The organism is Sphingobium fuliginis, from assembly GCF_004152845.1.
GTDB classification, from domain to species: domain Bacteria; phylum Pseudomonadota; class Alphaproteobacteria; order Sphingomonadales; family Sphingomonadaceae; genus Sphingobium; species Sphingobium fuliginis.
Genome location: NZ_SEON01000004.1, coordinates 382,070 through 407,106, shown reverse-complemented (window position 1 = coordinate 407,106; position 25,037 = coordinate 382,070). Strand labels below are relative to the sequence as shown.

20 protein-coding genes are annotated in these 25,037 nt (G+C 63.2%); 8 read left to right on the top strand and 12 right to left on the bottom strand.

Features of this window, described 5'->3' with window-relative positions:
- Positions 1-29 precede the first annotated feature (29 nt).
- A complete protein-coding gene (locus tag EWH10_RS12840; RefSeq protein ID WP_044660845.1) occupies positions 30-1,265 on the top strand; it encodes an SGNH/GDSL hydrolase family protein in 1,236 nt (411 codons plus the stop codon).
- A gap of 151 nt (positions 1,266-1,416) precedes the next feature.
- Entirely contained in the window at positions 1,417-2,712 is a 1,296-nt protein-coding gene (locus tag EWH10_RS12835) for a DUF3422 domain-containing protein (protein ID WP_065846344.1), read from the top strand.
- 205 nt (positions 2,713-2,917) lie between these two features.
- Here EWH10_RS12835 and EWH10_RS12830 read toward each other — a convergent pair whose 3' ends face one another.
- From EWH10_RS12830 to EWH10_RS12790, 9 genes are all read right to left on the bottom strand, one after another.
- Positions 2,918-3,340 (bottom strand): c-type cytochrome, encoded by a 423-nt coding sequence (locus EWH10_RS12830; protein WP_083199026.1) that lies wholly within the window; start codon positions 3,338-3,340, stop codon positions 2,918-2,920.
- An 87-nt stretch (positions 3,341-3,427) separates the two neighbouring features.
- Positions 3,428-3,751: a hypothetical protein gene (locus EWH10_RS12825; protein WP_061933930.1), complete on the bottom strand. Its 324-nt coding sequence runs from the start codon at positions 3,749-3,751 to the stop codon at positions 3,428-3,430.
- A complete protein-coding gene (locus tag EWH10_RS12820; protein ID WP_065846345.1) occupies positions 3,748-4,365 on the bottom strand; it encodes a cytochrome c oxidase subunit 3 family protein in 618 nt (205 codons plus the stop codon). The genes EWH10_RS12825 and EWH10_RS12820 overlap by 4 nt, the downstream gene beginning before the upstream one ends.
- Complete coding sequence (locus EWH10_RS12815; RefSeq protein ID WP_065846346.1) at positions 4,362-6,254, bottom strand: cbb3-type cytochrome c oxidase subunit I; 1,893 nt, start codon at positions 6,252-6,254, stop codon at positions 4,362-4,364. The genes EWH10_RS12820 and EWH10_RS12815 overlap by 4 nt, the downstream gene beginning before the upstream one ends.
- Positions 6,251-7,252: a cytochrome c oxidase subunit II gene (coxB, locus tag EWH10_RS12810; protein ID WP_207212583.1), complete on the bottom strand. Its 1,002-nt coding sequence runs from the start codon at positions 7,250-7,252 to the stop codon at positions 6,251-6,253. Before coxB ends, EWH10_RS12815 begins: the two co-directional genes overlap by 4 nt.
- Entirely contained in the window at positions 7,234-7,659 is a 426-nt protein-coding gene (locus EWH10_RS12805) for a cytochrome c family protein (protein WP_130030002.1), read from the bottom strand. Before EWH10_RS12805 ends, coxB begins: the two co-directional genes overlap by 19 nt.
- A gap of 28 nt (positions 7,660-7,687) precedes the next feature.
- A complete protein-coding gene (locus EWH10_RS12800; protein ID WP_065846349.1) occupies positions 7,688-9,964 on the bottom strand; it encodes an FdhF/YdeP family oxidoreductase in 2,277 nt (758 codons plus the stop codon).
- A 183-nt stretch (positions 9,965-10,147) separates the two neighbouring features.
- Positions 10,148-10,765: a YbhB/YbcL family Raf kinase inhibitor-like protein gene (locus EWH10_RS12795; RefSeq protein WP_044660838.1), complete on the bottom strand. Its 618-nt coding sequence runs from the start codon at positions 10,763-10,765 to the stop codon at positions 10,148-10,150.
- Positions 10,766-10,937: 172 nt separating this feature from the next.
- Positions 10,938-12,119, bottom strand: coding sequence for an acetyl-CoA C-acyltransferase (locus EWH10_RS12790; protein WP_065846350.1), 1,182 nt, complete (start codon positions 12,117-12,119; stop codon positions 10,938-10,940).
- Between the two features lie 276 nt (positions 12,120-12,395).
- Here EWH10_RS12790 and EWH10_RS12785 point away from each other — a divergent pair, with 276 nt between their 5' ends.
- A complete protein-coding gene (locus tag EWH10_RS12785) occupies positions 12,396-13,052 on the top strand; it encodes an FABP family protein (RefSeq protein WP_065846351.1) in 657 nt (218 codons plus the stop codon).
- Between the two features lie 165 nt (positions 13,053-13,217).
- Here EWH10_RS12785 and EWH10_RS12780 read toward each other — a convergent pair whose 3' ends face one another.
- The 3 genes from EWH10_RS12780 to EWH10_RS12770 all read right to left on the bottom strand — a co-directional run bounded on the left by EWH10_RS12780 (position 13,218) and on the right by EWH10_RS12770 (position 20,222).
- Positions 13,218-16,322: a TonB-dependent receptor domain-containing protein gene (locus EWH10_RS12780; RefSeq protein WP_065846352.1), complete on the bottom strand. Its 3,105-nt coding sequence runs from the start codon at positions 16,320-16,322 to the stop codon at positions 13,218-13,220.
- Between the two features lie 453 nt (positions 16,323-16,775).
- Positions 16,776-17,657, bottom strand: coding sequence for an MBL fold metallo-hydrolase (locus EWH10_RS12775; RefSeq protein ID WP_130030001.1), 882 nt, complete (start codon positions 17,655-17,657; stop codon positions 16,776-16,778).
- Between the two features lie 159 nt (positions 17,658-17,816).
- Positions 17,817-20,222: a TonB-dependent receptor gene (locus EWH10_RS12770; protein WP_048575579.1), complete on the bottom strand. Its 2,406-nt coding sequence runs from the start codon at positions 20,220-20,222 to the stop codon at positions 17,817-17,819.
- Between the two features lie 781 nt (positions 20,223-21,003).
- On the opposite strand from EWH10_RS12770, the gene EWH10_RS12765 reads away from it, so the two are divergent.
- Genes EWH10_RS12765 through EWH10_RS12745 form a run of 5 tightly spaced genes read left to right on the top strand, consistent with a single transcriptional unit; the run spans position 21,004 to position 25,030 of the window.
- Positions 21,004-22,086: a putative urea ABC transporter substrate-binding protein gene (locus EWH10_RS12765; protein ID WP_065846353.1), complete on the top strand. Its 1,083-nt coding sequence runs from the start codon at positions 21,004-21,006 to the stop codon at positions 22,084-22,086.
- A 38-nt stretch (positions 22,087-22,124) separates the two neighbouring features.
- Positions 22,125-22,940, top strand: a complete 816-nt coding sequence (locus tag EWH10_RS12760) for an ABC transporter permease (protein WP_044660832.1) — start codon at positions 22,125-22,127, stop codon at positions 22,938-22,940.
- Positions 22,937-23,743 carry an ABC transporter ATP-binding protein gene (locus tag EWH10_RS12755; RefSeq protein ID WP_044660831.1) on the top strand — a complete coding sequence of 269 codons (807 nt, stop codon included), beginning with the start codon at positions 22,937-22,939 and terminating at the stop codon, positions 23,741-23,743. Before EWH10_RS12760 ends, EWH10_RS12755 begins: the two co-directional genes overlap by 4 nt.
- Positions 23,736-24,212: a CopG family ribbon-helix-helix protein gene (locus tag EWH10_RS12750; protein ID WP_025546584.1), complete on the top strand. Its 477-nt coding sequence runs from the start codon at positions 23,736-23,738 to the stop codon at positions 24,210-24,212. Before EWH10_RS12755 ends, EWH10_RS12750 begins: the two co-directional genes overlap by 8 nt.
- Positions 24,209-25,030 carry an urea amidolyase associated protein UAAP1 gene (locus tag EWH10_RS12745; protein ID WP_065846354.1) on the top strand — a complete coding sequence of 274 codons (822 nt, stop codon included), beginning with the start codon at positions 24,209-24,211 and terminating at the stop codon, positions 25,028-25,030. The genes EWH10_RS12750 and EWH10_RS12745 overlap by 4 nt, the downstream gene beginning before the upstream one ends.
- The last annotated feature ends 7 nt before the right edge of the window (positions 25,031-25,037 follow it).

Sequence of the window (25,037 nt, the reverse complement as noted above, 5' to 3'; positions counted from 1 at the left end):
CTTTCTTTCGTTCTGACGAGGACAAGCCCATGCGGTTGACCTTTGCGGCTTTTCTGTTCCCGCTCGCGGCCTGCATCGCGGGCCCGGCTCTGGCGGCGCCATGCGCAGGGCGTTGGACTGCGGCCTGGGCCTCTGCCCAGATGGCGCCCACCGGGGACAATGCGCTGGCGCCGGGCATGCTGGCGGACAGCAGCCTGCGGCAGATCGTCCGGCCCTCCATGGCGGGGGACCGGCTGCGGGTGCGCCTGTCCAATCTGATGGGCGCCGCGCCGCTGCACATAAGGGGCGCCAGCATCGCGCGCGCGCTGCGGGCCGGATCGCCGGCCATCGATGCGAAGACCCTCCTTCCGCTCCGCTTCGACGGGCGCAGCGACGTGACGATCCCGGCCGGCGCGGATTATCTGTCCGATCCGGTGGCGCTGCCGGTCCGCGCCTTTGACGATCTGGCGATCAGCATCGCCTTTGGGGAGGAGCCTTCGGGCCAGACCTCCCACCCCGGATCGCGGGCGACCTCCTGGCTGCTCAAGGGCGATCATCTGACCGACCCTGCCATGGCGGGCGCGCAGGCGGTGGAGCACTGGTTCTCGCTGGCAGCGCTGGAGGTGGAGCGCTGCACGGCGGCGGAGCTGATCGTCGCGCTGGGCGATTCCATCACCGACGGGAGGGGGTCGACCACGGATGGCAATGACCGCTGGACCGACAATCTCGCCCGGCGACTTCAGGCCGATCCGGCGACGCGGCATCTGGCGGTCGTCAACCAGGGCATAGGCGGCAACCGCCTGCTGAACGACGGCCTTGGCCCCAACGCGCTTGCCCGGCTCGACCGCGATGTGCTGGCGCAGCCGGGCGTGCGCTACCTGATCCTGCTGGAGGGGATCAACGACATCGGCACGCTGACGCGCGAAGCGCCGGTCAGCGATGCCGAACATGCCCGGCTGGTATCGCGCATCATCGGGTCCTATCGCCAGATCGTCATGCGGGCGCGGGCCCGGGGCATCAAGGTGATCGGCGGAACCATATTGCCCTTCATGGGCAACGACTATTATCATCCCGACGCCCGCAACGAAGCCGACCGGCAGGCCGTCAACCGCTGGATTCGCGAGCCGGGGAATTTCGACGGCGTGATCGATTTCGACCGGGCGGTGCGCGATCCCGCTCGCCCCGACCGCCTGCTTCCCCGCCATGATGTCGGGGATGCGCTGCATCCTTCGCCCGAAGGCTATCGCGCCATGGCCCGGGCGATCCCGCTCGATCTGTTCAGATAGCGGGGGTCGGGCGAGCTCGTCCGTCTCGCCCTTCTGCCCGTCATCCTTTCGGGCAGGGCGGATTGCCAATGGCGATCCTGCGGCATTATGAATCGACAAGGACGATATTGTCGGACTTAATAGCGCAAGCCTGCCAAGGAAGAACCGGCCCATGGACGACATGACCAGCACCCCGGCCGATCCCTTTGCGGCGCTGAGCCAGCGCGACCATCCGCTGCGGGCTTCCCTCTCGCGGGAAATGCATATTCGCGGCCTGCCCCGTTTCGATGCGCCGGCCCTCGCGCTGCAATTCGTGCTGCTGGTCGACGAGCAGCAGGCCGAGCAGGGCATCGCCCTGCTGTCCCACCGCTTTCCCGCCCTCAAGGCCGGTGACCGCTTCCTTGCCGCGCGGATTGGCGACCTCCATTTCTCCTGGGAGCGTCATACCGAATTCATGACCTACAGCTTCCTCGCGCCGGTCGAGGGCGCGACGCTGTTCGACCTCGCGCCATTTGGCGATGTGCCCGCATGGATGGCGGACATGCTGGGCCGGGTGATCCGCTCCACCCAGATTGCCATGGTCATGGACGAACCGCCCTCCGCGGCGATCGCCGCGCATTTCGCGACCGACGACCTCATCATATCCGACGTTGCGGACGGCCATGCCCGCATCTGGAGCGACTTCCGCCTGCATGCCGACGGCTTCGGCCGGCTGCTCATCCACGACAAGGGGTTGCAAGGCGGCGAAAGCTCGCAACTGGTCCAGCGGCTCCAGGAACTGGGCAATTACCGCAAGATCGCCTTGCTCGGCCTGCCCGAGGCGCAACAGGCGACCCCCTTACTCACCGCGCTCGAACAGCGGCTGACCGCGATCACGAGCCGCGTCGCGCAGAAGGATGCGGATGCCGATCAGGTGCTGGAGCAACTTTCCGCCTTGAGCGCGGAGCTGGCCGGGATCGTGGCGCGCACCCGCTACCGCATGAGCGCGACGCGGGCCTATGCGGAAATCTGCCGCGACCGCCTCCGCCGTCTCGCCGTCGTGCCGGTGCGGGGGTATCGCTCGCTCGACGATTTCACCGAGCGGCGCCTGCTGCCGGCCATGCGCACCTGCGATGCCTTCACCCGCCGGCTGGAGGATCTGGCGCAGCGGACCGCCTGGACCAGCGCCTTGCTGCGCACGCGGGTCGACACCGCCCTTGCCCGCCGCAACCGCGACCTGCTGGCGTCCATGGACCGCCGGACCGCGCTGCAATTGCGGCTCCAGCATACGGTGGAAGGGCTGTCGGTGGTGGCCATCAGCTATTATGCCCTTGGCCTTTGGCACCATCTGAAGGAAGCGCTGGAGCTTCAGGGATGGCATTTGCCCGCCTGGATCGATGTCGCGCTGTTCCCGGTGACGATCATCACGGTCTTCCTGGGGATCGGCCAGATCAGAAAGGTGAAGCGTCCATCCGGCGACGCGCATTAGGACCGATCGACATTCAGGCTCATGGTGGCCTGCAATGGTTGAATCGAGTCACCTGCTCCGCTTCCATTCCCGTGCTTCCGGTGCTCGCTTACTTTGAATATGCTGCGCTCCGGGTCACGGAAAACTGCCATTTTCGGCTCACCCTGAACTAAATCGGCCCCAGGATTTCCGGCTTGGTGGAACCCTGTTTGTGCCATGCCTCCCCTCAGTTCCGGGCATAGAGATAGGCGGCGATGTCGCGTGCCTGACGCTCCGACGGGCCCTGTTCGCGCATGCCGCTTCCGGGACGCAGCGCCTGCGGATGCATCAGCCATCGCACCATCGTCTCCGGATCGTTGGGGAGCGAACCGGCCAGGCTTGCGCGTTGGCCGACATGGGTCAGGTCCGGCCCCACCATGCCGTTCGCGCCGTCGATGCCGGGAATGACATGGCAGGCGCCGCAGCCATGGCGATAAAGGGCGGCCCGGCCCCTTTCCGAATGTCCGCCGGTCATGGCGTCGGCGCGGGTTTCATCGGCGGCCCTGGTTTCCAGATAGATCGCGCCGCCCGCCACAAGCGTGACGCAGACCGCGAGCAGAAGGATCGCTGCCAGCCAGACGAGGCTTGAGGGGACGGGGCGGCTAGCCATATGCAGGCCTCGGCACTTTGCGGGTGAAGCGCATCGCTGCGCCGGCATGGACGAGACAGCCCGGCGGCGGCGCTGGAAGGATCACGCCTATCCGACGCATGGCGGCACGATCAGCAGGGCGAGGGTCTGGAAGGCGCTCGCCAGCGCGAATATGCCCGCGACGGCGATGGCGAGCCTGGCCAGCCAGGGATGGGAAAGGGGGCCATGCGACCCTGTCAGGGGCCAGGCGATGCGCGCCGCCAAGGCGCAAAGGGCGATGCTGACCACCCCCCAAGCAAGGCCGATCCGCCATCGCCCGCAATCGGCATGGAGCAGTGCGGAAAGGCCCTGTTCGAACAGGAACCAGGTCATCGGCGGCAGCAGCAGGCCGATCCAGGCCCGCGCCCGGATGCTGAGGCGGCTGGGCGTCATAGCGCCCTCGGCGCCCAGTAGATGAGGGCATAGACGGGCAGCCAGCATAGGATCACGAAGGTCCAATAATTGGAATTGTCCTCCACATCCGCGAACTGATCGTCTCCGACCTCATGGGTGAAAAGCCAGACGCCCAGCACTACCGTGTCGAACCAGTCGGTGACGACATGGGTGGTGTGGAGGACGAGGAGCGTCCAGACGATCGATCCATAGGCGTCCTGATGCCAGGATATGCCGAGATGCGCGAACTCGAACGCGCGGGGTATGAAGAGCAAGGCTGCGATGACCGCCATCGCCAGCGTACCCCAGCGCACGCCGCTCAGATGCTTCTTCCTGGCGCAGCGCAACACCCAGACATTGGGCACCGCGCTCAGCAGCAGGCCGATGGTGAAGATCGCGCTCCACAAAAGTCCGGGCAAGGCGTCGCCCTTGGGCGGCCAGGCAGGAGCCTGAGTCATAAGGTAGAGATAGGCCGCGGCGGCGAGCGCGAAGCCGGTCCCCTCTATGACCATGAAGCCGATATTGCCCCACCAGACCAGATGGCGCGGGCCCGATGCGCTTTCCGGCAGGGTGGAAAGATCGCCGACGATCCGGATGGAGCGGGAAGGACTCATGCATTCACTCCCAATGGTCCCGATCGGGAGCGGGGCCGGCTGGGCCAGAACCATCCCGTCAGGGTGGCGGCGACCGGCGCCGCGCCGACGACAATGGCCCAAGGCGTGAAAATGCTGCCGATGAACATGGCGGAGACCGCGAGCGCCGCCAGCAGCGGCCAGATCGACGGCGCGGCGCTCTTCTGCCTGTAGAGGGGAATGGCGTCGGTCACGGACGTTACCAGCACTTCGCGCCGGTCCGGGCGAAGGCCGTCCATGACGTCGAGCCGCCCGGCATCGTCCCACATCGGGGTCAGGCCGTGCACCACGGGCACATGCGCCATGTTGTACGGCGGCGGCGGGGAGGGGGACGCCCATTCCAGCGTCGATCCGCCCCATGGGTCGTCGCCCGCCGGCTGGCCGCGCCAATAGGCCCATAGCGCATTGCCCACAAAGACGAGCCCGCCCGCCACGGCGATGGCGCTGCCAGCGGTCGCGACCTGGTTCAGCGTTTCCCAGCCCATGCCGGGCGGATAGGTATAGACGCGACGGGGCATTCCCATCAGGCCCAGGAAATGCATCGGCATGAAGCCCAGGTTGAAGCCGCCGACGATCAGGACGAAGGCGACCTTTCCCCAGCGTTCCGACATCAGCCGCCCGGTCGCCTTGGGGTACCAATAGGCAAAGGCCCCCAAAAGCGGGAAGATCGCCCCGCCGATCAGCACATAATGAAGATGCGCCACCACGAAATAGGTGTCGGTGAGTTGCAGGTCGAGAGCCGCCGAGGCGGTCATCACGCCTGAAAGGCCGCCGATGACGAAGGTCGCGACAAAGCCCAGAATCCACAGCATCGGCGTCGCAAGACGGATTCTGCCGAGCCAGATCGTCGCGATCCAGCAGAAGATCTGCAATCCGGCGGGCAGCGCGATCGCCATGCTGGCGGCGGTGTAGAAATCATTGCCCAGGCGGGGCAGGCCGACGGCGAACATATGGTGCACCCACAGGCCGAAGGCCAGCGCGCCGATGGAGATCATGGAGAGGACGAGGGCGGCATGGCCGAACAGCGTCCGCCGCGAAAAGGTCTCGACGATGGAGGATATGAACCCGGTGGCGGGCACGAAGATGATATAGACTTCCGGATGCCCGAAGAACCAGAAGAGATGCTGGAACAGAAGCGTGTCGCCGCCCCCGGCGGGCGAGAAGAAATGGGTCGAGACGAGCCGGTCGGCGATCAGCATGGAGGTGACGAGCATGACCGCCGGCATGGACAGGATCGTCATGATCGATGCGATCAGCATGGCCCAGAGGAATACCGGCATGCGGGTCAGCGTCATGCCCGGGGGCCGCATCTTGAGGATGGTCGCCGCGACATTGACCGAGGCGGCAAGCGCGGCAACCTCCGTGAAGGTGATCATCTGCGCCCAGATGTCGGCGCGATGCCCCGGGCTGTAGGATGGACCCGAGAGCGGGGGATATTCGAACCAGCCAAGGTCGGGCGTGATGTCGATCGCATGGGCGATCCACAGGGTCAGGACGCCGCCGAAATAGAGCCAGAAGCTGAAGGCGCCAAGGCGCGGGAAAGCCATGTTGCGCGTGCCGAGCATCAGCGGCACCAGCCAGAAGGCCATGGCCTCCATCAATGGCACGGACACCAGGAACAACATGGTCGAACCGTGCAGCGAAAAGCTTTCATTGTAGAGCTGCGGGCTCATGCGGGTGTTTTCGGCGACCGACAGCTGCCATCGCATGTCGAGCGCGAGCATGCCGGCCAGGAACATGAGGAACAGGGCCGTGACGATGTAGCGCGCGGCGATGCGCTTGTGATCGACCGTGGTCAGGAAACCCCGCAGGCCCGGCGGGTCGCGCCACCTTTCGTCCAGCCGTTCGATCAGGGTCGCGTCGGCGGTCATCTGAGCCTCGCCAGATAGGCGGCGAGCGCATCGGCATCCGCAGGCAGCAGCGGTACGGCCGGCATCGACGTACCGGGCTTCAACGCCTGGGGCTGCGCGATCCAGCCTTGCAGCGCGCCCCGCGTCATGGGCAGCGTGCCGGCGGCGATGGACCTTCGCGCGGCGATATGGGTGAGATCGGGTCCCGCCCGTCCTGTTGCCGATGTGCCCCTGATCCTGTGGCAGGCCGCGCATTTCGTCGCGAAGAGCTGGGCTCCGCGCCCTGTGACGGGCGCGCCGGATGCCGCCGGGGCTGCCTGCGTCTTCAGCCAGAGGTCGAAATCGGCAGGCGCTTCCACCTTCACATCGAAGGCCATATGGGCATGTTGCGCGCCGCAAAATTCCGTGCAGGCCCCGCGAAACCAGCCCGTTCGACGCGGCGTCAGGTCGAGAAGGTTGCGGCGGCCGGGAATCATGTCGATCTTTCCGGAGACGTTCGGCACCCAGAAACTGTGAATGACATCTCCCGACGTAAGCTCGACCCGTGTCGTGCGGCCCAGCGGCAAATGGAGTTCGTTGGCGGTCTCGATCCAGCGCCCGCTCGCCGGATCGCGATATTCGATCCGCCACCACCATTGATGCCCGGTCACGCGCACGGCCATGGCGTCCTGCCCGCGGGTTGCGAACAGGGCGCGGTCAGCGAAGAAGCTGGCGGTGATGAGGATGGTGAGCCCGACGACGATGACCCCCGCCGCGACATGGAGGGCGCGGTCCACCCGCTTTTCAGCCCGTCCTTCATCCTTTCGGCGGCGCGAGCGGGCGCGCATGAGGGCCCAGACGAGCCCGCCCATCACCAGCAGATAGACCAGCCCGCAGACCACCGTCATGACGATCAGAAGCATGTGGAGAGCGGACGCCTGATCCCCTGCCGGGGCGAGCGGCGACTGGACGCCGGTGCAGGCGGACAGGATCAGCATGGCGATGACCGATGTCGATCGGCTCATTGCGGGCCGGACCATGCCGATTCCTGCGGCTCGCCCTTCTGGTCGAGCAGGAGCCGCCGCCGCTTTTCGGGATAGTGCAGCGGCAGATCGCGGACATAGGCCGTGATCTGCCAAAGCTGCTCGACCGGCACGCGTCGGCCATAGGCGCCGCCATGGCCCGTGGCGATCGACCGGTAGACGTCCGCGAAGCCCCCGCCCTGAACCCATTGCCCATCGGACAATCGGGCGCCGCCCTTTGCCTGTTCGCTGTGGCAGGGCGAACAGCCATACCAGGCGAAATAGCGGCCGCCCTGCGCGATCTGGTAGAAATTCCCCTGATAGGCGTCGATCCGCGGGTCCGCATTGCCATGCGGCGCCGTCTGCGGCAGGCCGGGGCCCAGGTCGCGCGCTTCCTGGCTGCATCCGCCGAGCAGGATCGCCATCAATGCCGCTGCCCCGCGCTTCCGCATCTCAGATGACGATGCGGACGGGAACGCCCTTGGCCGCAGGTGTCTTCGACTGTTCGTCGTGGTACCAGAGCGGAACCAGGGGATTCATTTCCGGATAATATGCGCCCAGGCAGCCGCGCGGCAGCAGGAAGGGCGTGACCGCCAGACCGTCGACCTGACGATGAACGCCGTCCCCGGCATCGCTCGCCAGGCTGACGACCTGGCCCTCCCGAAGGCCGGCGGCTCCCATATCCTCAGGGTTCATCAGCACGACGTCGCGCGTTCCTTCGATGCCGCGCAGCCGGTCGGAATAGCCGTAGATCGTCGTGTTGAACTGGTCGTTCGACCGCAAGGTCACCAGCCTGTAACGGCCCACCGCCGGTTCGAAGCCGACCGAACTCATCGTCTTGGGAACGGTGAACTGCGCCTTTCCGCTCTCGGTCTTCCAGATCCGCTCCCGCGCCGAATTGCCGCGGTAGAAGCCGCCGGGCGTGAACACCCTGTCATTGAAGTCGTGGAACTGGTCCGGGTAGCTTTCCTCGATCCTGTCCCTGATCCTGGCATAATCCGCCGTCCATGCGTCCCATTCCAGCTTTGGATTGGGGGGAAGCGTCGCCTTCGCCATTCCGGCCACGATCGCCACTTCCGACTTCAGATGGTCGGAGGCGGGCTTGTTCTTGCCCAGCGAGCCGTGGATGCAGGAGAGAGAATCCTCCATCGTCACCGCCTGCGGGCCGGATGCCTGCATGTCTTCCTCGGACCGTCCAAGGCACGGCAGAAGATAGGCGATTTCGCCGTTTATGAGGTGACTGCGGTTGAGCTTGGTCGCGATCTGGACCGTCAGGCGCAGGCGCTGCCAGGCCGCCTCCATCTTCTCGCGTTCCGGGATGGCGCGGACGAAATTGCCGCCCAGGCCGATAAAGGCCTTCACCTCTCCCGACAGGATCTTCTCACACGCCTTCACCGTGTTCATGCCCTCTTCCCGCGGCGGGTCGAAGCCATATTGCCGGGCGATCCTGTCCAGCGGCACCAGTTCCGGCTTTTCAGAAATGCCGACCGTCCGCTGGCCCTGCACGTTCGAATGGCCGCGGACCGGGGATATGCCGGTGCCGTCGCGGCCGATATTGCCCTTGAGCAGCCAGAGATTGGTGAGCGCCGCAAGATTTTCGAAGCCATGGACATGCTGGGTCAGGCCCATGCCGTACATGGCGATGGAGCGGGGAGCGTCGATGTAGATCTGCGCCGCCTGCCGGAGGTCGGCGCGGGCAAGGCCGCTCTCGCGCTCGATCTCCTCCCAGCCTGTCGCCTCGACATGGGCCTTGAGCGCTTCGAATCCGGTGCAGTGCTGCTCGATGAAGTCGATGTCGAGGACGTGGCGCTGTTCCTCGCGCCACTTCCTTTCTTCCTCGGCAAGGACATGCTTGATCAGTCCGGTGATGGCGGCAATGTCCCCGCCGGCCTTGACCTGCAGATAGAGCGTCGAGATCTGCGTCGCCTTGGGCGTCAGCATTTCGGTCGGGCTCTGGGGATTTTTGAAGACTTCCAGACCCTTTTCGCGGATCGGGTTGAAGGTCACGATCTTCACCCCGCGTTTCACCGCCTCCTGCAGCGGATGCAGCAGCCGGGGGCTGTTGGAGCCCGTATTCTGCCCGAAGAAGAAGATCGCGTCGCACAGGTCGAAATCGGCCAGCACGCAGGTGCCGACCGGGGAGCCGATGAGCTTCTTGAGCGCGACGGACGTCGTCTCATGGCACATATTGGAACTGTCCGGCAGGTTGTTGTGACCATAGGCCCGGGCGAACAGGGCATAGAGATAGCTTGTTTCTAGGCTGGCCCGCCCCGATGAATAGAAGACGGCGGCGCGGGGATCGATGGCCTTGAGTTCCCTGCCGATCGCCTCGAACGCCTCTTCCCAGGAGCAGGGCACATAGCGGTCGCTCGCCCGATCGAAGCGCATCGGATGGGTGAGCCGCCCAAGCTGCTCAAGGTCGTGGTCCTTCCATGTCCTGAGCTCGCCGACCTTGTGTCTGGCCAGCACTTCGGGCGTGCAGCGGCGGCTGGTCAGTTCCCATAACGTGGCCTTGGCCCCATTCTCGCAAAATTCGGCGGCATGCGGATGGGCGGGCTTTGTCCAGGCGCAGGACACGCACATGAACCCCTTGACCTTGTTTTGCCGGCGCAGCGTGTTGAGGACGGCCGGCGTCGGCTTCTCGCGCCAGGCGATCTCGGCCATGCCCTTGATCGAGCCCCAGCCGCCTTCCGTGCCGTCATAATGAACGGTGTCGTCTTCATCGCCCATGGCACGACCCTCCTGTCGCTTCTCTATCGGTTTATTACGCAGCGCGAACTAACCTGGGTTGGACGCCGGTCGGGCGAGGCTGATTTGTTTCTGTTTCATGTCCCGAACGGTTTGAGGGCGGAGACGTTCCAAGGATCGGTGCCGGCCGGTTCAGGCGGACGAGGCGCCTGCCTTGTTCCCGGGCTAACCGCGCGCCAGGCCGGGGCCGACATGTCCGACGGGCGCCGGATCGCCGCGGGAATAGGTGCCGACCAGCACGCCCACCCCCAGCACTTGGCCGTCCATCGCCTTGACGATGTCGGACCGGCCGGGCCCCGGCCCCAGATCAATGGCCTGCGCCAGGGCGAAGAGCTGGAAAATATAATCATGCTCGCCATGGCCCGTCGGCGGGTCCGGCGGAAGCCAGGCCTGGGCAAGATAGCTGTTTCGGCCAACGGAACCGACGGTGGCCTCCTTGCCCTCCGCAATCTCCCCCTCGTCCACCTGGCGGAGATCGCCGGGCAGGTCCCAGAGCAGACCATGGACCAGCGGATTGGGTGTGGGCGCGTCGGGGTCCTCGACGATCAGCGCGATGCTGGCCGTGCCTGCCGGCACCTCACCCCAGACAAGCGGCGGGGATACCCCTTCGCCATCCGCCGTGAAGCGGATCGGCAGCCGGCCGCCGGCAGCGAAAGCCGGGCTGGACAGGGGGATCATGGGCGCCGTTCCCTGCAGCCCGGCCCTGACGATGGCCAGCCTTTCATGGCCGGCGCGGACATTGGTGAAGATCCTGCCCATCCAGGCGGGAATATGTTCGAGCATCGGCTGGCTCCATGGCTCCGGTCATCGACTGAAGGGAAAACTTCAGCCGCGTGCAGGACGTTCCATCGCGATGAGCCGCGCCGCGCTATAATCCATAATCTGAGAGACATGGATTAAAGGATGGCGCCATCCGGAAGGACGGCGCCGGTCCAAATTGTTATCTCTATCCGTCTTAGAGGATTTCGAGAGCCACGGCGGTCGCTTCGCCGCCGCCGATGCAGAGCGCCGCGACGCCTTTTTTGAGGCCGCGGGCCTTCAATGCCGCCACCAGCGTGGCGATGATGCGCGCGCCGCTGGCGCCGATGGGATGACCCAATGCGGTAGCACCGCCATTGACGTTGATCCTGTCATGCGGAATGTCGAGGTCGCGCATCGCGATCATGGCGACGGCGGCAAACGCCTCGTTCACTTCGTAGAGATCGACGTCCCCGGCGGACCAGCCCGCCTTCTCCAGCACCTTGCGGATTGCGAAGACCGGGGCAGTCGTGAACAGCGCGGGAGCATGGGCATGGGATGCGGTGGCGACGATGCGCGCCTCCCTGGCAAGGCCAAGCTTCTCAGCGACATCCGCACGGGTCAGCACCAGCGCGGCTGCGCCGTCCGAAATGGAGGCGGAGGACGCCGCCGTGATCGCACCGTCTTTGGCGAAGGCGGGCTTCAGCGAGGGTATCTTCTCCGGCTTCGCATTGCCGGGCTGTTCGTCCTTGTCGACCTGGACCTCGCCGCCGCGCGTCCTGACGGTGACAGGCACCACCTCCGCAGCGAAGGCGCCGCTGTCGATCGCCGCATTGGCGCGGGCGAGGCTTTCGACCGCATAGGCATCCATTTCCGCGCGGGTGAACTGATAATCGCGGGCCGTGTCCTCGGCAAAGGCTCCCATGGGCTTGCCGCGATCATAGGCGTCCTCCAGCCCGTCCATCATCATCGTGTCGATGACCCGGTCGTGGCCGATGCGCGCGCCGGAACGGTGCTTGGGCAGGGCATAGGGCGCATTGGTCATGCTCTCCATGCCGCCGGCGACGACGATGTCCACGGCCCCGGCGCTCAGCGCTTCGGCCGCCATGATTGCCGCCTGCATGCCCGAACCGCACATCTTGTTGACCGTCGTCGCCTCCACCGACTGGGGCAGGCCCGCGCCAAGCGCCGCCTGCCGCGCGGGCGCCTGGCCGAGGGCGGCGGGCAGGACGCAGCCCATATAGATGCGGTCGATGGCCTCCGGCGCGGCGCCGGAGCGCTCGACCGCCGCCTTCACCGCAACGGCGCCCAGTTCCGGTGCCGAAACGCTGGAAAGTGCGCCCTGAAAGCCGCCCATGGGCGTCCGGGCATAGCCAGCGATGATGATGTCCTTGCTCATATCTCTTTCCTCAAGCGGTTCAGGGACGAACCCAGCACTGGATCATGCCGCGAATCGTGACGAGGGTTTCCGTCCGTATCGCCCGCCTCTTCTCCCATCCCGGCAATGCGTGCAACGGGCGCACCGATATTCCTTCCCGCGCTGTCCACGTTCACGCACGCGATCAGCGGCATATTTTTTGCCCTAAGCCTATGAGCCAGGCAAGGAATTGAGTCCTTGGGTCGACCAGGATCAGGTTCTATGTTGCGGGTTCCACTCGTTTCGCAGGGAAAGGCCATGAATCCGTTTCCTCAGGATATTTTTACCGAGCCAACGGGTGTCGACCCCGACACGCTCGCCAATCTGGGACCGCTGGCGAGGCTGGCCGGTCGCTGGGAGGCCCATAAGGGTGTTGATATCAATCCCAAGGCAGACGCTCCCGAGCGGCGCGTGTTCGTTGAGCGCGTTTCGTTCGATGCCATCGATCCTCAAACCAACGGGCCGCAGCTTTTCTACGGCCTGCGCTATCACACCCATATCACGACCGAGGAAGAGGACATCACCTTCCACGATCAGGTCGGTTACTGGCTATGGGAACCGGCGACCGGGCTGATCCTGCAGACATTGGCTATTCCACGTGGGCAGGTGGCGCTGGCCGCGGGCCACGCCAAGGTCGGCGACGACAATTTGTCGCTGGTCGCGGCACGCGGTCAGACGCAATATGGGATATGCTCGACCGCTTTCCTGGAATATGGTTTTCGAACGGATGCATACCGGATCGACATCCGCTTCGACGGCGACGATAGCTGGAGCTATGATATTCACACCACTCTTGCCGTCCACGGCAGGCCCGACCCGTTCGACCATCACGATACGAATACCCTTCGGCGTGTGGCGCCGGGCAAACCCAATCCTCTCAAGCAGATTCTGGACCGACGGGCGAGGTCGAACTGATATGGCGGGCATCCCTGTCCGCTTTCGAAAACCGGAATTCGACGCTTGAGTCATTACCGAGGGTTAAGCTGCCCAAACGTCATTTTCGACCTGTATCGGTAAGTCACATGTTGTTGAGAAAGGGCACGCAAACCCGCCCGCCCTTTCCCATCCCCGCTTTGCAAATCAAAGTTTGACAGACACGCCCATATACATGAAGCGGCCGATATTGTCGTAAATGGCGTCGCCATCACCATTGCTGCCATTGCCGAACAATCCGTAGGGCGGTTTACGGTTGGTGAGATTGTCGACCCCGCCATAAAGGGTGAACCGCTTGTCGACGTCCAGCGACGCACGGATCGAATGGTAGAAAACGCGCGGATAATAGACGGTGTCGGCATAGTTGGGATCGAGCGCAGGCACACCATAAGTGTCGTGCTGAGCCTCCCAATCCGTGATCGATTGGCGGCCGATATAGCGGATTTGATACCCCAGGGTGAGGTTGCGGTGCGTATAGTCGATGGACGCATTGACGTTCCAGATCGGATCGCCCAGCTCTCCCTTCACCCGTTCGGGCTGGCTGGGATTGTCGAGATAGGGATAGTCCGTGCGGGTCCGCACCCAGGTGCCGACGACCCGGACCGCGATCCTGTTGTCGGGGTCGAAACGATGATTATAGGCGACATCCATGTCGATGCCTTTCGCCACCAGGGCGGCGAAGTTCACCGTGCTCTGCAACAGGGCCGGTCTGGCGAACAGTCCATTGGCCTGACGGGGATAGATGAGCTGACAGAACTGGTTGTTCAGATTTGCTCCATCATAGCAGGCGTCGAGAATGGTCTGCGCATCCACGGCACTGATGACCTTGCTGATCTTGATGTCGTAATAGTCGACCGTGATCGACAGGTCCGGGATCATGCGCGGTTGCAGGATGAACCCATAGGTCCAGCTGCGCGACTTTTCGGCGGTCAGATTGGGATTTCCGCCCGACAGAAACTCCGTGCTTCCGGCCCGCGCCACGCTGTTGACGAAGCCCGCGGGAACGCCGGCGGCGGCGCAATTGGCCGCGCGGGTCGACTTGCCCTTGTCGATGAAATTGACGTCGCAGGGATCGTCCAGAAGATCGAAATTCTGTGACGGCGAGGAATAAAGGTCGCTCAGTGTCGGAGCCCGCACCGACCGGGAGTAATTGACCCGGAACTTGATGTCGGAAACCGGCGCGTAGATCGCACCGCCATTATAGGCCCAGACGGTGCCGGTTGCGCCCTTATAGTCCGCGACGCGAACCGCGCCATTGACGCTGAGTTCCCGCGCGAACGGCATGTCCTTCAGAAGGGGAACGTCCAGTTCGCCATAGGCTTCCTTCACGGCGAAGGATGGCGGATTGAAGTCGGGAATGGCGTTCAGGAAAGTATCGCCGCTCTTCACCGTATCGTCATAGGCGTAAAACGCCTTTTCCCGACGATATTCGGCGCCAATCGCAAAGGCGACGGGACCGCCCGGCAGCTCGAACCATTGCGAGCTGTCGCCCACCAGATTGGCGTTGATGTCGAATTGACTGGCGCTACCCCGGCGATGGGATGTGGTGTTGATATAATCGAGCGCCGCCTGGCTGGGCGCACCGTCCCCGAAGAGGTTGAGCGGTGCGCAGGCCGGGTCTGTGACGGTCACCTGATTGATGCGGCAGACGATATTGCCCGCAGCGTTGAAAACGGCGTCGGCCGCATTCTGAAAGCGGGATTCGATACGGTTGTTGAAGAACAGGGAGCGGCTCTTGAACTTCCCGTAGTTGACGGAAAAATCATAGCGCCAGTCGTCGTTGAACGTTCCTTCGGCGCCCACGACGATGCGATAGGTGTCGCGGCGGTCATATTCGTCGCGGGTGCCAAGATCGTTATTATTGCGGTTGAGCCGGAAGAATTCCGCGCCCGCCGGCAGCAGCGAGCGAATGGTGGCTGCCGCGCCCGGCTGCAAATAGGCATTGTCGAAGAAGATCGGAACGCCCGATCCCAGATAGGTGTCGGGCGTCGCCGCCACGCGGATCGGATTGCCGTCCTCATCCTCCGACGCGACCGTGCCTTGTTCCCCGCCTTGTCCGAATGTCGGGCTGCCCTGGTTAAAGCTCTTCACCCGGACGAACTTGGCCTCGATAAAGGGGCGAAATGCATCCGACACGTCATAATGGGCAAGGAAATTCGCCACGAAGCGCTTGAGCGAGGGATTGAGCGTGCCGCGATCGTTCAGCGTCGCGCCGTTGCCATTCTGATTATTCCCGGATCCGGCAGGGCGGAAATCATTGCCATAGGCATATTCGTAAAGCGATCCGTCGGGGTTGAAGCCGAAAACGCGCGGGAAGCCATTTGCGCGGCAGGCCCCCGCAGCGCCAGTGCCGCAGGACAGGGGGCTGCCGCCATTATAGGCGATGAAATTGCCGCCATTGTCATAACCGAAGCTGTGCACCCCGGTCAGGAAGCTTCTGTCGGGAATGTCATTGTCCAGAGACGGATTGTCGACCAGTTGGAATTGCCGCCGTCCGGAAAAAGCGCCAGTCAGGGCGGGCCGGTCGGTATAGGTCAGCAAATTCGCGCGATTATATTCCAGGCTCAGCGCAACATTGCCCCGTCCGTCGGCGAAATTCCGGCCGAAGGTGCCCGACAGCCGATAGGTTCCCCGGTCGCCATAGCTGGAGATACCGGCCTTGCCGTCAAGCGAAAGGCCATCGAAATCGCGCTTCAGCACGAAATTGACCACGCCGGCCATGGCATCGGAGCCATAGACGGCCGAACTGCCGCCGGTCACGATGTCGACGCGCTCGATGAGGTCGGTGGGAATGGTGTTCGTATCGACGAGAAAATCGCCTTCGGACGAGGTGACATGGCGACGGCCGTTCACCAGAACCAGCGAGCGCGTGACGCCCAGGCCACGCAAATCGAGCAGGTTGAGGCCGGACGTGCCGATATATTGGGTGGAGTTCGCCTGACTGTAGGAGGACCGCAGCGAGGGCAGATCATTCAGCACATCGCCGATGACGGTGCCGCCGCTCCGGGTAAGGTCCGCAATCGACAGCGATGTTACGGGGATCGGCGAATCCAGTGTCGGCCGCGCAATGCGGGAACCTGTCACAATGATGACCGGCTCTCCTCTGTCCGACGCCGTGTCGCTGCCCTGCGGCGCCGTTGCGGCAGCCGGGGAGGCTGCGTCCGCATTCGTCTGCGCACAGGCCGCGCCGGTTGCGATCAGGAAAGCCGCGCTCCAGCTCGCCGAGCCAAGCAGAATAGCACGAAGCTGCATGTTACACCCCTCATCCCTTGCAGAAGGCATCCCTTCATGCCTTCGGGGATAGAACAAGCATCGGCAGCGCGATTTCCCACATGACGCACAAATAGCTGCATTGTCACTATTATATCACATCAAAGGAGGAGGAACGGCCATTTGCCAGGGGTCGCCTCTCGGTCAGTGGGCGGGAGATTTGCTCCTCCATGTTGCGCATGACATAGGTTCCTGGATCGTCATGTGACATGCACCGAAAGCTTTCGATCAATGCGCCGCATCGGGATCAACTGCGTGCGTGGGTCGCGATGCAAGCCAGATGATCGATGCCGCGCAGGCGAAGAAGAAAGCGGCAAGGACGAAAGTCTGTCCGGTCGCCCGCGCGAAGCTTTCCAACTGGAGGCATATCGATCTTGCGCCAGAATCACAGACTTTGCTCCGATTTTGAAGGCAATCTTATCCGACACCGCCGGATCATTCCGCGCGGGCGGGTACCGGGACAATGATGAAATGATCGTGGACTTGCCGCTGGTCGGGTGTCTCCAGCGGCTCTCGCAGGCTGGTCTGGAGTTCACCAATGGTTTGCGCCGGCAAGGGGAGGGGATGTTCGTCTGGATGGGTTGACGCTTCATGCCCATAGTCGCGCCCCGGCTCGGACGTCATCTCGATATGAGCTCCCATGACGGCGCAGATCGGATGCTTCGCCGCGAAGGCTGCCAGCCGTTCGATGCTGGCGCGATTGTCGGCCATGAAATTTACCGGCACGTAAAGGCGGCCGGGATAGAGCGTGTCGCCCGACAACAAGATCTTGAGGCGAGGGTCGTAGATCATGATCGCGGCGGCCTGATGCCCTGGTGTTGCGATGACGCTGAGCGCGCGATCGCCCAGGTCGAAATTGGCAACTCCCTCGGGCCAATGGGAGATGCCGAAAAAGCTGGCCACGTCCGATGGCTTCAGCCCGACGACGGTCGTATCCGGGCGGTCACGGAAGGCGGCGTCTCCGGCAACATGGTCGCCATGGCTGTGGCTATGGGCGACCACGAGCGGGATCGAACGGCGTCCGTGAGCGGCCAGCCACTGGGCGACTAGCCGGTCGACTGTCGGCCTGATGCGGCCGCCTTCGGCCCCGCTGTCGATCAGCAAAGCCCTGTCGCGCCCGAAGAGCAGATAAAGGAAGGGCGCTTCGAAATTGGTCTTGACCGACTGGCGGATGACGAAACTGTCCTCGTCGAGTTGCTGGACCTGGGTGAAGGGCTCCTGCGGCAGCGTGCCGTCGATCCACTTTTCCGCGAAGAGCTTCGGCAGCGCTACGCAAGCTGCCTTCAGGTCCGGGGCATATCCCGAGCCGCTCGCCATCAGGAGCGCCGCACTCAATCCAAGGGCCCGTACCCGTCGAACCCTGCGCGCATCAGCGGCCATGGCTCTTTCCCTTTCATGCAAGGCAGCATTGCGATGATCCTGCGCGCTCGCCGGGGCGCCATCCTTTCGAAATGGCGCCCCGGCAGCATCATCAGATCAATATTTGAAGCGTGCTTCGATGCCGAAGGTGCGCGGATTGATCACGGTCTGCTTGTAATAGCGCAGCACCACTCCATCGTTGAGGCCTACGCGCGAGCGGTCATTGGAGACGGAAGCCACCGCATATTTGTCGAAGATATTGTTCGCGAACAGGACGAGGCTGTAACGGTCCGTCTCATAGGCCAGCGAGGCGCGGTGCAGCACATAGCCCGGAAGCTTGTCGCCATAGGCGCGGTCCCAGCCCAGCCGCGTCACGACATTGCCGCGATAGGTCGCTGTCCAGTCCGCTACCAGGTTCCCGGCCATGAACGGCATGGTGTAGGTCGCGCCCAGGCTGCCGCTGTTCTTTGCAGAGCCTGGAAGGCGATCACCCGATAGCGCGTCCAGCTGAATGGGTGAACTGGGATAGGTTCCCGCCGGGTCGTTGACCGCGATGATCCCCGGAACATCCTGGGTCAGCTTGGCATCGGTGTAGGAATATGTTCCCTGGATCGACAATCCTTCTATCGGCTTGGCCTGGAACGACGCTTCGAAGCCCTCCGACTTCGCCTTGCCGCCGTTGACGGTGATGCCTACGATGCCGTTGATGGTGGCAGAATCGACCTGAATACCTTTCCACTTGATCTGGAAGACGTTGAAATTGAACGTCAGCTTGCGATCCAGAAGCTGGGTGCGGATGCCGAGTTCCGCGTTTTTCGTGGTGTCCGGGCCATATTGGATTTCATTGGGCAGCGCGCACACATTCTGCTGCGTTAGATCGAGTGGCAGGACGCAAGGCGCGACCGTGTTCGGCCCTCCGATCCGATAGCCCTTGCTGTAGGTGCCATAGACCATGATGTCTGGCGTGAAGTTGTAGGAGCTGTTAAACTTCCACACCCAGCCGCTCTTCTTCGACTTGCCGCCGGCAGAAGGAAGATCATAGGGGCTGACCGGATCGCCGAGCAGTGGAAGTACCGCGCGTCCGCTGACGTCCGACGTATAGCCGAAATAGCGCACGCCTGCCGTCACCTGCCATTCGGGTATGATCCTCAACGTGCCTTCACCGAAGACTGCTTTCTCCGTCACTTTTGACTTGTTGAAGCTGTTATACTCGACCTCCTCGGGGTTGGGCTGCGTTCCGAATTCCACCCAGGGATGATTCGGAACATGTTCGGTATATTCGCGCAGCCGCTTCTGCTGATTGTAGAAGCCGCCCAGCACCCAGTTGAACGGACCGCCATGGCGGGAAACGAAGCGGACTTCCTGGTTGAACTGCTTGCGGCGATCGTGGCTTTCGTTCCAGCTCGAAAAAGCGGGGAAGGATTCATAGCCATAATCGAGATCGAGCAGAAGGTCGGTATTGTCCGTCCGATTGTCGTTCTTGACATCGGTATAGGCAGTTGTCGAAACAAGATCGGCAATGTCCGCGAGGTTGGCGTTGATTTCCATCGCTCCCAGGTGCGCGCGGCGCTTCACCGGCTCGATATAACGCGCCGCACTTTGATATTTGCCCGTTCCGAGCACGCCGTCGCTATTATATTGACCTCCATCGGTCTTGGTCTGCTGGAACGCGTAGGTGAAGTTGACCTTTAGATCCTCGCTGATCTGGAACAGCAACTGGTTGCGGGTGGTGAAGGTCTTCTCGAAATTGAGGTCCTTCTCCTTTCTCAGGTTCGCGGCATAGCCGGCGGGCGAGATGCTCGTCGGACCATCCGGCTGGGGCAGCGAAACGCCGGGCGTCTGGAGCAGCAGCGGATAGTCGATGAAGCCGGGATCGTAGAAATAGCCCGTGGCCGACCGGAAGGCGATATGATCCTTGACGATCGGGATGTTGATGACGCCGTCGACCTGATAGCCCAGCTTGCCGCTGTGGCCCTTGCCGTAAAGGCGGCTATGCACCTCGCCCTCGATCTTGTCCGTGTCGGGCCGGTTGGGGATATTGCGGATCGCGCCCGCCAGGGTGCCAAGGCCATAGAGTGTCCCCTGCGGCCCGAGCAGCGTTTCGACGCGCGCGATGTCGAGCAATTTGAAGTCGTAATAGAGCGGAACCTCGCCCAGATAGACGCCCAAGGCCGTGTCATAGGAATTGCCGGTGGAACTGGAATCCGAAGCGTTGAGGCCGCGAAGCACGATCGTTCCGGTCGAGCCCGGGCCCGTGTCCGATATGGTCACGCCTGGCGTAAAGTCGGCAATGTCGCGCACGTCGTCGATCCGCTGCCGGGCGAGCTGCTCCTGGCCGACGGCGCTGATGTTGATCGGCACGTCCTGGATCGAAACCGCACGCCGAGTGGCCGTCACGACGATCTCGTTGCCCTCGCCGCCTGCACCGTCAGCACCATCCGCGGCGCCTTGAGCGAAAGCCGAAGTGGTCCCAACGCCCATAAGAATGGTCGCGCCAAGCAATGTATTGCGAAACAATTTCATAGTCACTTCGACCCCCTTGCAGTTGAGCCCCAAGTGACATCCTTCTCCCTGGCGCTCTGGCTAGGCCGGCACCTTGTCGGCCGGTTCCCGGCCAGTCGTCATTGTCATGCCATGATGTGCATGGTCTTTTGCAACCGAAGCGGCTGCAATCATCATTTGATCTGTTCGAGCGCCGTGCGATGAACCGGCAAGGTCACAATGCCGCGCATTGCTGGCGACCGGCGCCATAGCGCCTGAGAGAGCAGCATTGCGAGCCGTTCTTCGATTCACGAACCCTCACTTCAAGCCGGCGACTGCCCGGCTAATCTACCCTTTTGTTGCGCCGCTTCGACGAGCGGTCGATCAACTATACGGTATGGATATTACGTAATGGGTCAAGCGTAATAATTTCGCACTTGCTCAGTATGACTGCAATCGTTGGGTGCGGCGCACAATATGGCGGTTTTCTTACGATGAAGACCGATTCCAATATTGGTGGGAGGAATGGCGGCGGGACCGGAGTGGGAATTATGTGGGACCATTCGGCCCCGAATCGCAAACCCCGACCAACGGATCGACGCTGCCCGCTGTCTATCCGTCAAAATAACGCAATCTGGTCGATTCGCGGGGAAGGGCCGGTCATCGGCGCGGTCGCTCAGCCGGCCCGACGGCGGGTGTCAGGGCGCTGGACCCCGGATTTCCGCCACGATGGAGAGTATTACCTAAAACTTTAAAGGTAATAATTCTTGGTGGACAGACCCGTGCTGCTTTGCAATAGTGTTTGCCGAAAGGGGACGAAAGAATGATCCGAATGTTCCGCAATGCAGGCCGGGCTGCTCTGATGGCTGGAGCGCTTTTGCTTGTATCCTGCTCGCCAGCGCCGGACGCCCCCTCCCAGCCGAAGACAGAGTTCAACATCGGATGGTCGATATACGCTGGCTGGATGCCGTGGCCCTATGCCCAGCAGGCTGGAATCGTGAAAAAGTGGGCGGATAAATACGGCATCAAGATCAATATCGTTCAGGTCAACGACTATGTCGAATCGGTGAATCAATATACCGCCGGCAAATTCGATGGCGTAACGGTGACCAATATGGACGCCCTGACGATTCCGGCCGCCGGGGGGAAGGATACCAGCGCGATCATAGTCGGTGACTATTCGAACGGCAATGATGGCATCTTGCTCAAGGGCGCCGACAATTTTTCAGCGATCAAGGGCAGGCAGGTCTATCTGGTCGAACTTTCGGTCTCCCACTATCTTCTCGCCCGCGCGCTGGAGAAGTCGGGGATGAAGCCCACCGACATCAAGACCGTGAACACCTCCGACGCCGATATCGTCGGGGCCTTTTCCAGTCCGGATGTCACCGCGGCGGTCGCATGGAACCCGCAGCTTTCGGTCATGAAGGGACAGGCCGGGGCGAAGGAGGTCTTCAGCTCGGCCCAGATCCCCGGTGAAATACTGGATCTGCTGGTGGTCGATACGGCGACCCTGAAAGCCAATCCGAATCTGGGCAAGGCGTTGACCGGCATCTGGTTCGATACGATGGCGCTGATGAAAAGGCAGGACGCGCAGGGCAAGGCGGCACGCGCGGCCATGGCGAAGCTGGCGGGCACGACACCCGAAGTGTTCGAGAGCCAGCTGGCGACCACGCATCTCTATGCCGATCCCAAATCCGCCGTGGCGGCCACATCTGCCCCCGCACTTGTTCAAAGCATGGCGCAGGTGCGGGATTTCAGCTTCGCCCATGGCCTGTTCAAGGGCGCGGCCTCAGCCGATGCCGTCGGCATGAGCTTCGCCGGCGGGAAGACGCTGGGCGACGCGCAGCATGTGACGCTGCGGTTCGACGAAAGCTTCATGAAACTGGCGGCCGACGGAAAGCTTTGAGCTGCCCCGATCGATCCACTCTGTAGGACGATGATGATATGCGCTGGGTGAATCGACATGTCAGCCGAGGCGACCGGCTGCTGCTGGGGGCGGTGCCGATCCTGCTGCTGGTCCTGCTCTATCTTTTCCTGGCGGCTCAGCGCCACGCCGCCAATCAGTTCGACAAGATATTGCCGTTGCCCGACGGCATGACGAAGGCGATGTCCGGGCTGCTTTTCCAGCCGGACCAGCTGACGGGACAGCTGCTATTCTGGGCGGATACGCTGGCGAGCCTGGAGCGGCTTGGCATCGGTTTGGGCATCGCGACGCTCGCGGCGCTCCTTGTGGGGCTGGTGCTCGGCATCCTTCCCCCTGTGCGGGCGACCTTCGGACCTTTGGTAACGGGCATCGCCGTGATCCCGCCCATCGCGCTGCTCCCTATCCTCTTCATCGCCCTGGGCCTGGGGGAAACTGCCAAGGTCGCGCTCATCGTCATCGGCATAGCCCCTGTCATGGTGCGGGACATTGCCGCGCACGTCGCTGCCCTGCCGCGCGAGCAGATCATCAAAGCGCAGACGCTGGGGGCGAGCAGCTGGCAGATCATGATAAGGGTGGCGCTGCCCCAGGCCATGCCGCGCCTGCTTCACGCCGTACGCCTGTCGCTGGGGCCGGCCTGGGTCTTCCTCATATCGGCCGAGGCGATCGCATCCGACATCGGACTTGGCTACCGCATATTCCTCGTCCGCCGCTATCTCTCGATGGATGTCATCATTCCCTATGTCGCGTGGATCGCGCTGCTGGCCGTGGTGATGGATCTTTCCCTCACTTTCCTCAGCCAGCGCCTGTTCCCCTGGGCCCACGGAGTCAGCCATTGAGCGCGCTTCTCTCTCTTCGTGATGTCTGGATCGAATATGGCGAGAAGATCGTGCTCGAACGCGTGACGATCGATATCGAGGAAGGGTCTTTCGTGTCGATCATCGGCCCTTCGGGCGCCGGCAAAAGCAGCCTGCTGCGTCTCATCCTCGGCCAGGAAGCGGCGACGCGGGGTTCCATCCTTCTCGACGGGATGCCGCTGACGCCTGAATGCGGACCCGATCGGGGCGTCGTGTTTCAGCGCTATTCGGTATTTCCCCACCTGTCGGCCTTGCGGAACACGGTTTTCGGGCTGGAATGCGCCCAATCGCCGCTTCTGGCGCGCCTGTTCGGCAGGGCTCGCAGCGCGGCGGTGGAAGAAGCCACCGAAATGCTGGATGCCGTCGGCCTTGGCGACAGCCTTCACCTCTATCCCGCACAGCTTTCGGGCGGCATGCAGCAGCGTCTGGCCATTGCGCAGGCGCTTATCAAGCGCCCCCGCATCCTGCTGCTCGATGAACCGTTCGGCGCGCTGGATCCGGGTATCCGTTCCGACATGCACCGGCTGATCACCCGGCTTTGGCGCGACTATTCGCTGACGATCATCATGGTGACTCACGACATCCACGAAGCCTTCAACCTGGGGACGCGGGTGCTGGCGCTCGACAAGCGCCGTCACGACCCGCACGCCCCGCACCGCTTCGGCGCGACGGCTGTTTACGACCTCGCCCTGCGCAAACGCGCGAGCGACGCGGCCGGGGAAGAGGCGATAGCCGCGCCGGAAAACGGCGACCGGCATCATGAGGAGAAGATTGGACATGGGTAGCGAATCTGCGGGCCTTGCAAGGCTGAGCATGAGCCTGCCGGCGGACCTGTTCCGGCAGCTCGACATGATGGTGGAGGAACGCGGACTGCCGTCGCGTTCGCAGCTCATCGCCGAACTCATCCGTCATGCGCTCGCCGAACATGAAGCCTTTACCCGGCCCGACGAGATGTTGGCCGGCACCATCACCATCGTCTATCGCGGCGACCGCGGCCGCGTGCGGCATCAGCTTGCCCAGACGCAGGCGGACTATCTGAAGGAGGTCATCTCCTCTCAGCATGTCTTTCTGGAGGATGACCAGTCGCTTGAGGTGCTGCTGGTGCAGGGGCCTGCCTCGCTGCTCAAGGAACTGTGCGATGCGCTTCGGCGGGTGCGCGGCGTCCACCAGCTCCAGCTCGTCACCACAACCGCCCTGCTGCCGCCGCTCTATGAACAGGAATCCAGCAAACAGACCAAGGGAGTGATGGCATGACGGCCCTTACCAACCCCACCGCCGCCCGCGACCATGCCAGAGCCAAGGCCGGGACCGCGGTGGAAGCCATGCCGGTGTTGCCGCCGGTGGCCAGCGACCTGCCGGACGGCGTGCCCGCGGACGATCTTCTGTGGGAAGAGACGATCGCGGCGGGCGGCTATGCAACGCGGCGTTTGCCGCGCGGCGCCCGCCTGCGGCTGATCGACCTCAAGGGCGATGCCTGTGCTTCGCTCCTCATCTTCAACGCCGAACTGCCGACCGAACGGCTCAACGTCGCCGATACGGTGAAAGTGCAATGGAACGCCTATCTCGGCTCGGGCAAGCTGCTGCTGTCGGACATGGGCCGTGTCCTCATGAGCTTTGTCGAGGATGGGGCGGGAACGCATGACGCCTTCTGCGGCACCTCCAACGCTGCGACGAATGCGGCCAAATATGGCAATGGGGCCAATAGCGGCCCGACGCCCAGCGGACGCGACCGCTTCCTGCTCGGCGTCGCCAAACACGGTCTCCAGCGGCGCGACGTGCATCCGTGCGTCAACCTGTTCAAGGGGGTGCGGATCGAAGCCGACGGAGCGATCGTGCCGCAGTTGGGCCCCTTTGCCCAGGCGCGAAGCCTGGTGCTGCGCGCCGAGATGAATGTGATCGTGGTGATCGCGAACTGCCCGCATGTCCTGGACCCGCGCGAGGATTGGACCGTGACGCCGCTTCGCGCGACGGCCTGGCGCGGTCCGGTCACTCCCGCCGACGATGCCATCCGCACCGCCACTCCAGAAGGCCTGCGCGCCTTCGAGAATGTCGAAGACTATTTCCGCCGTTAAAAGGAAA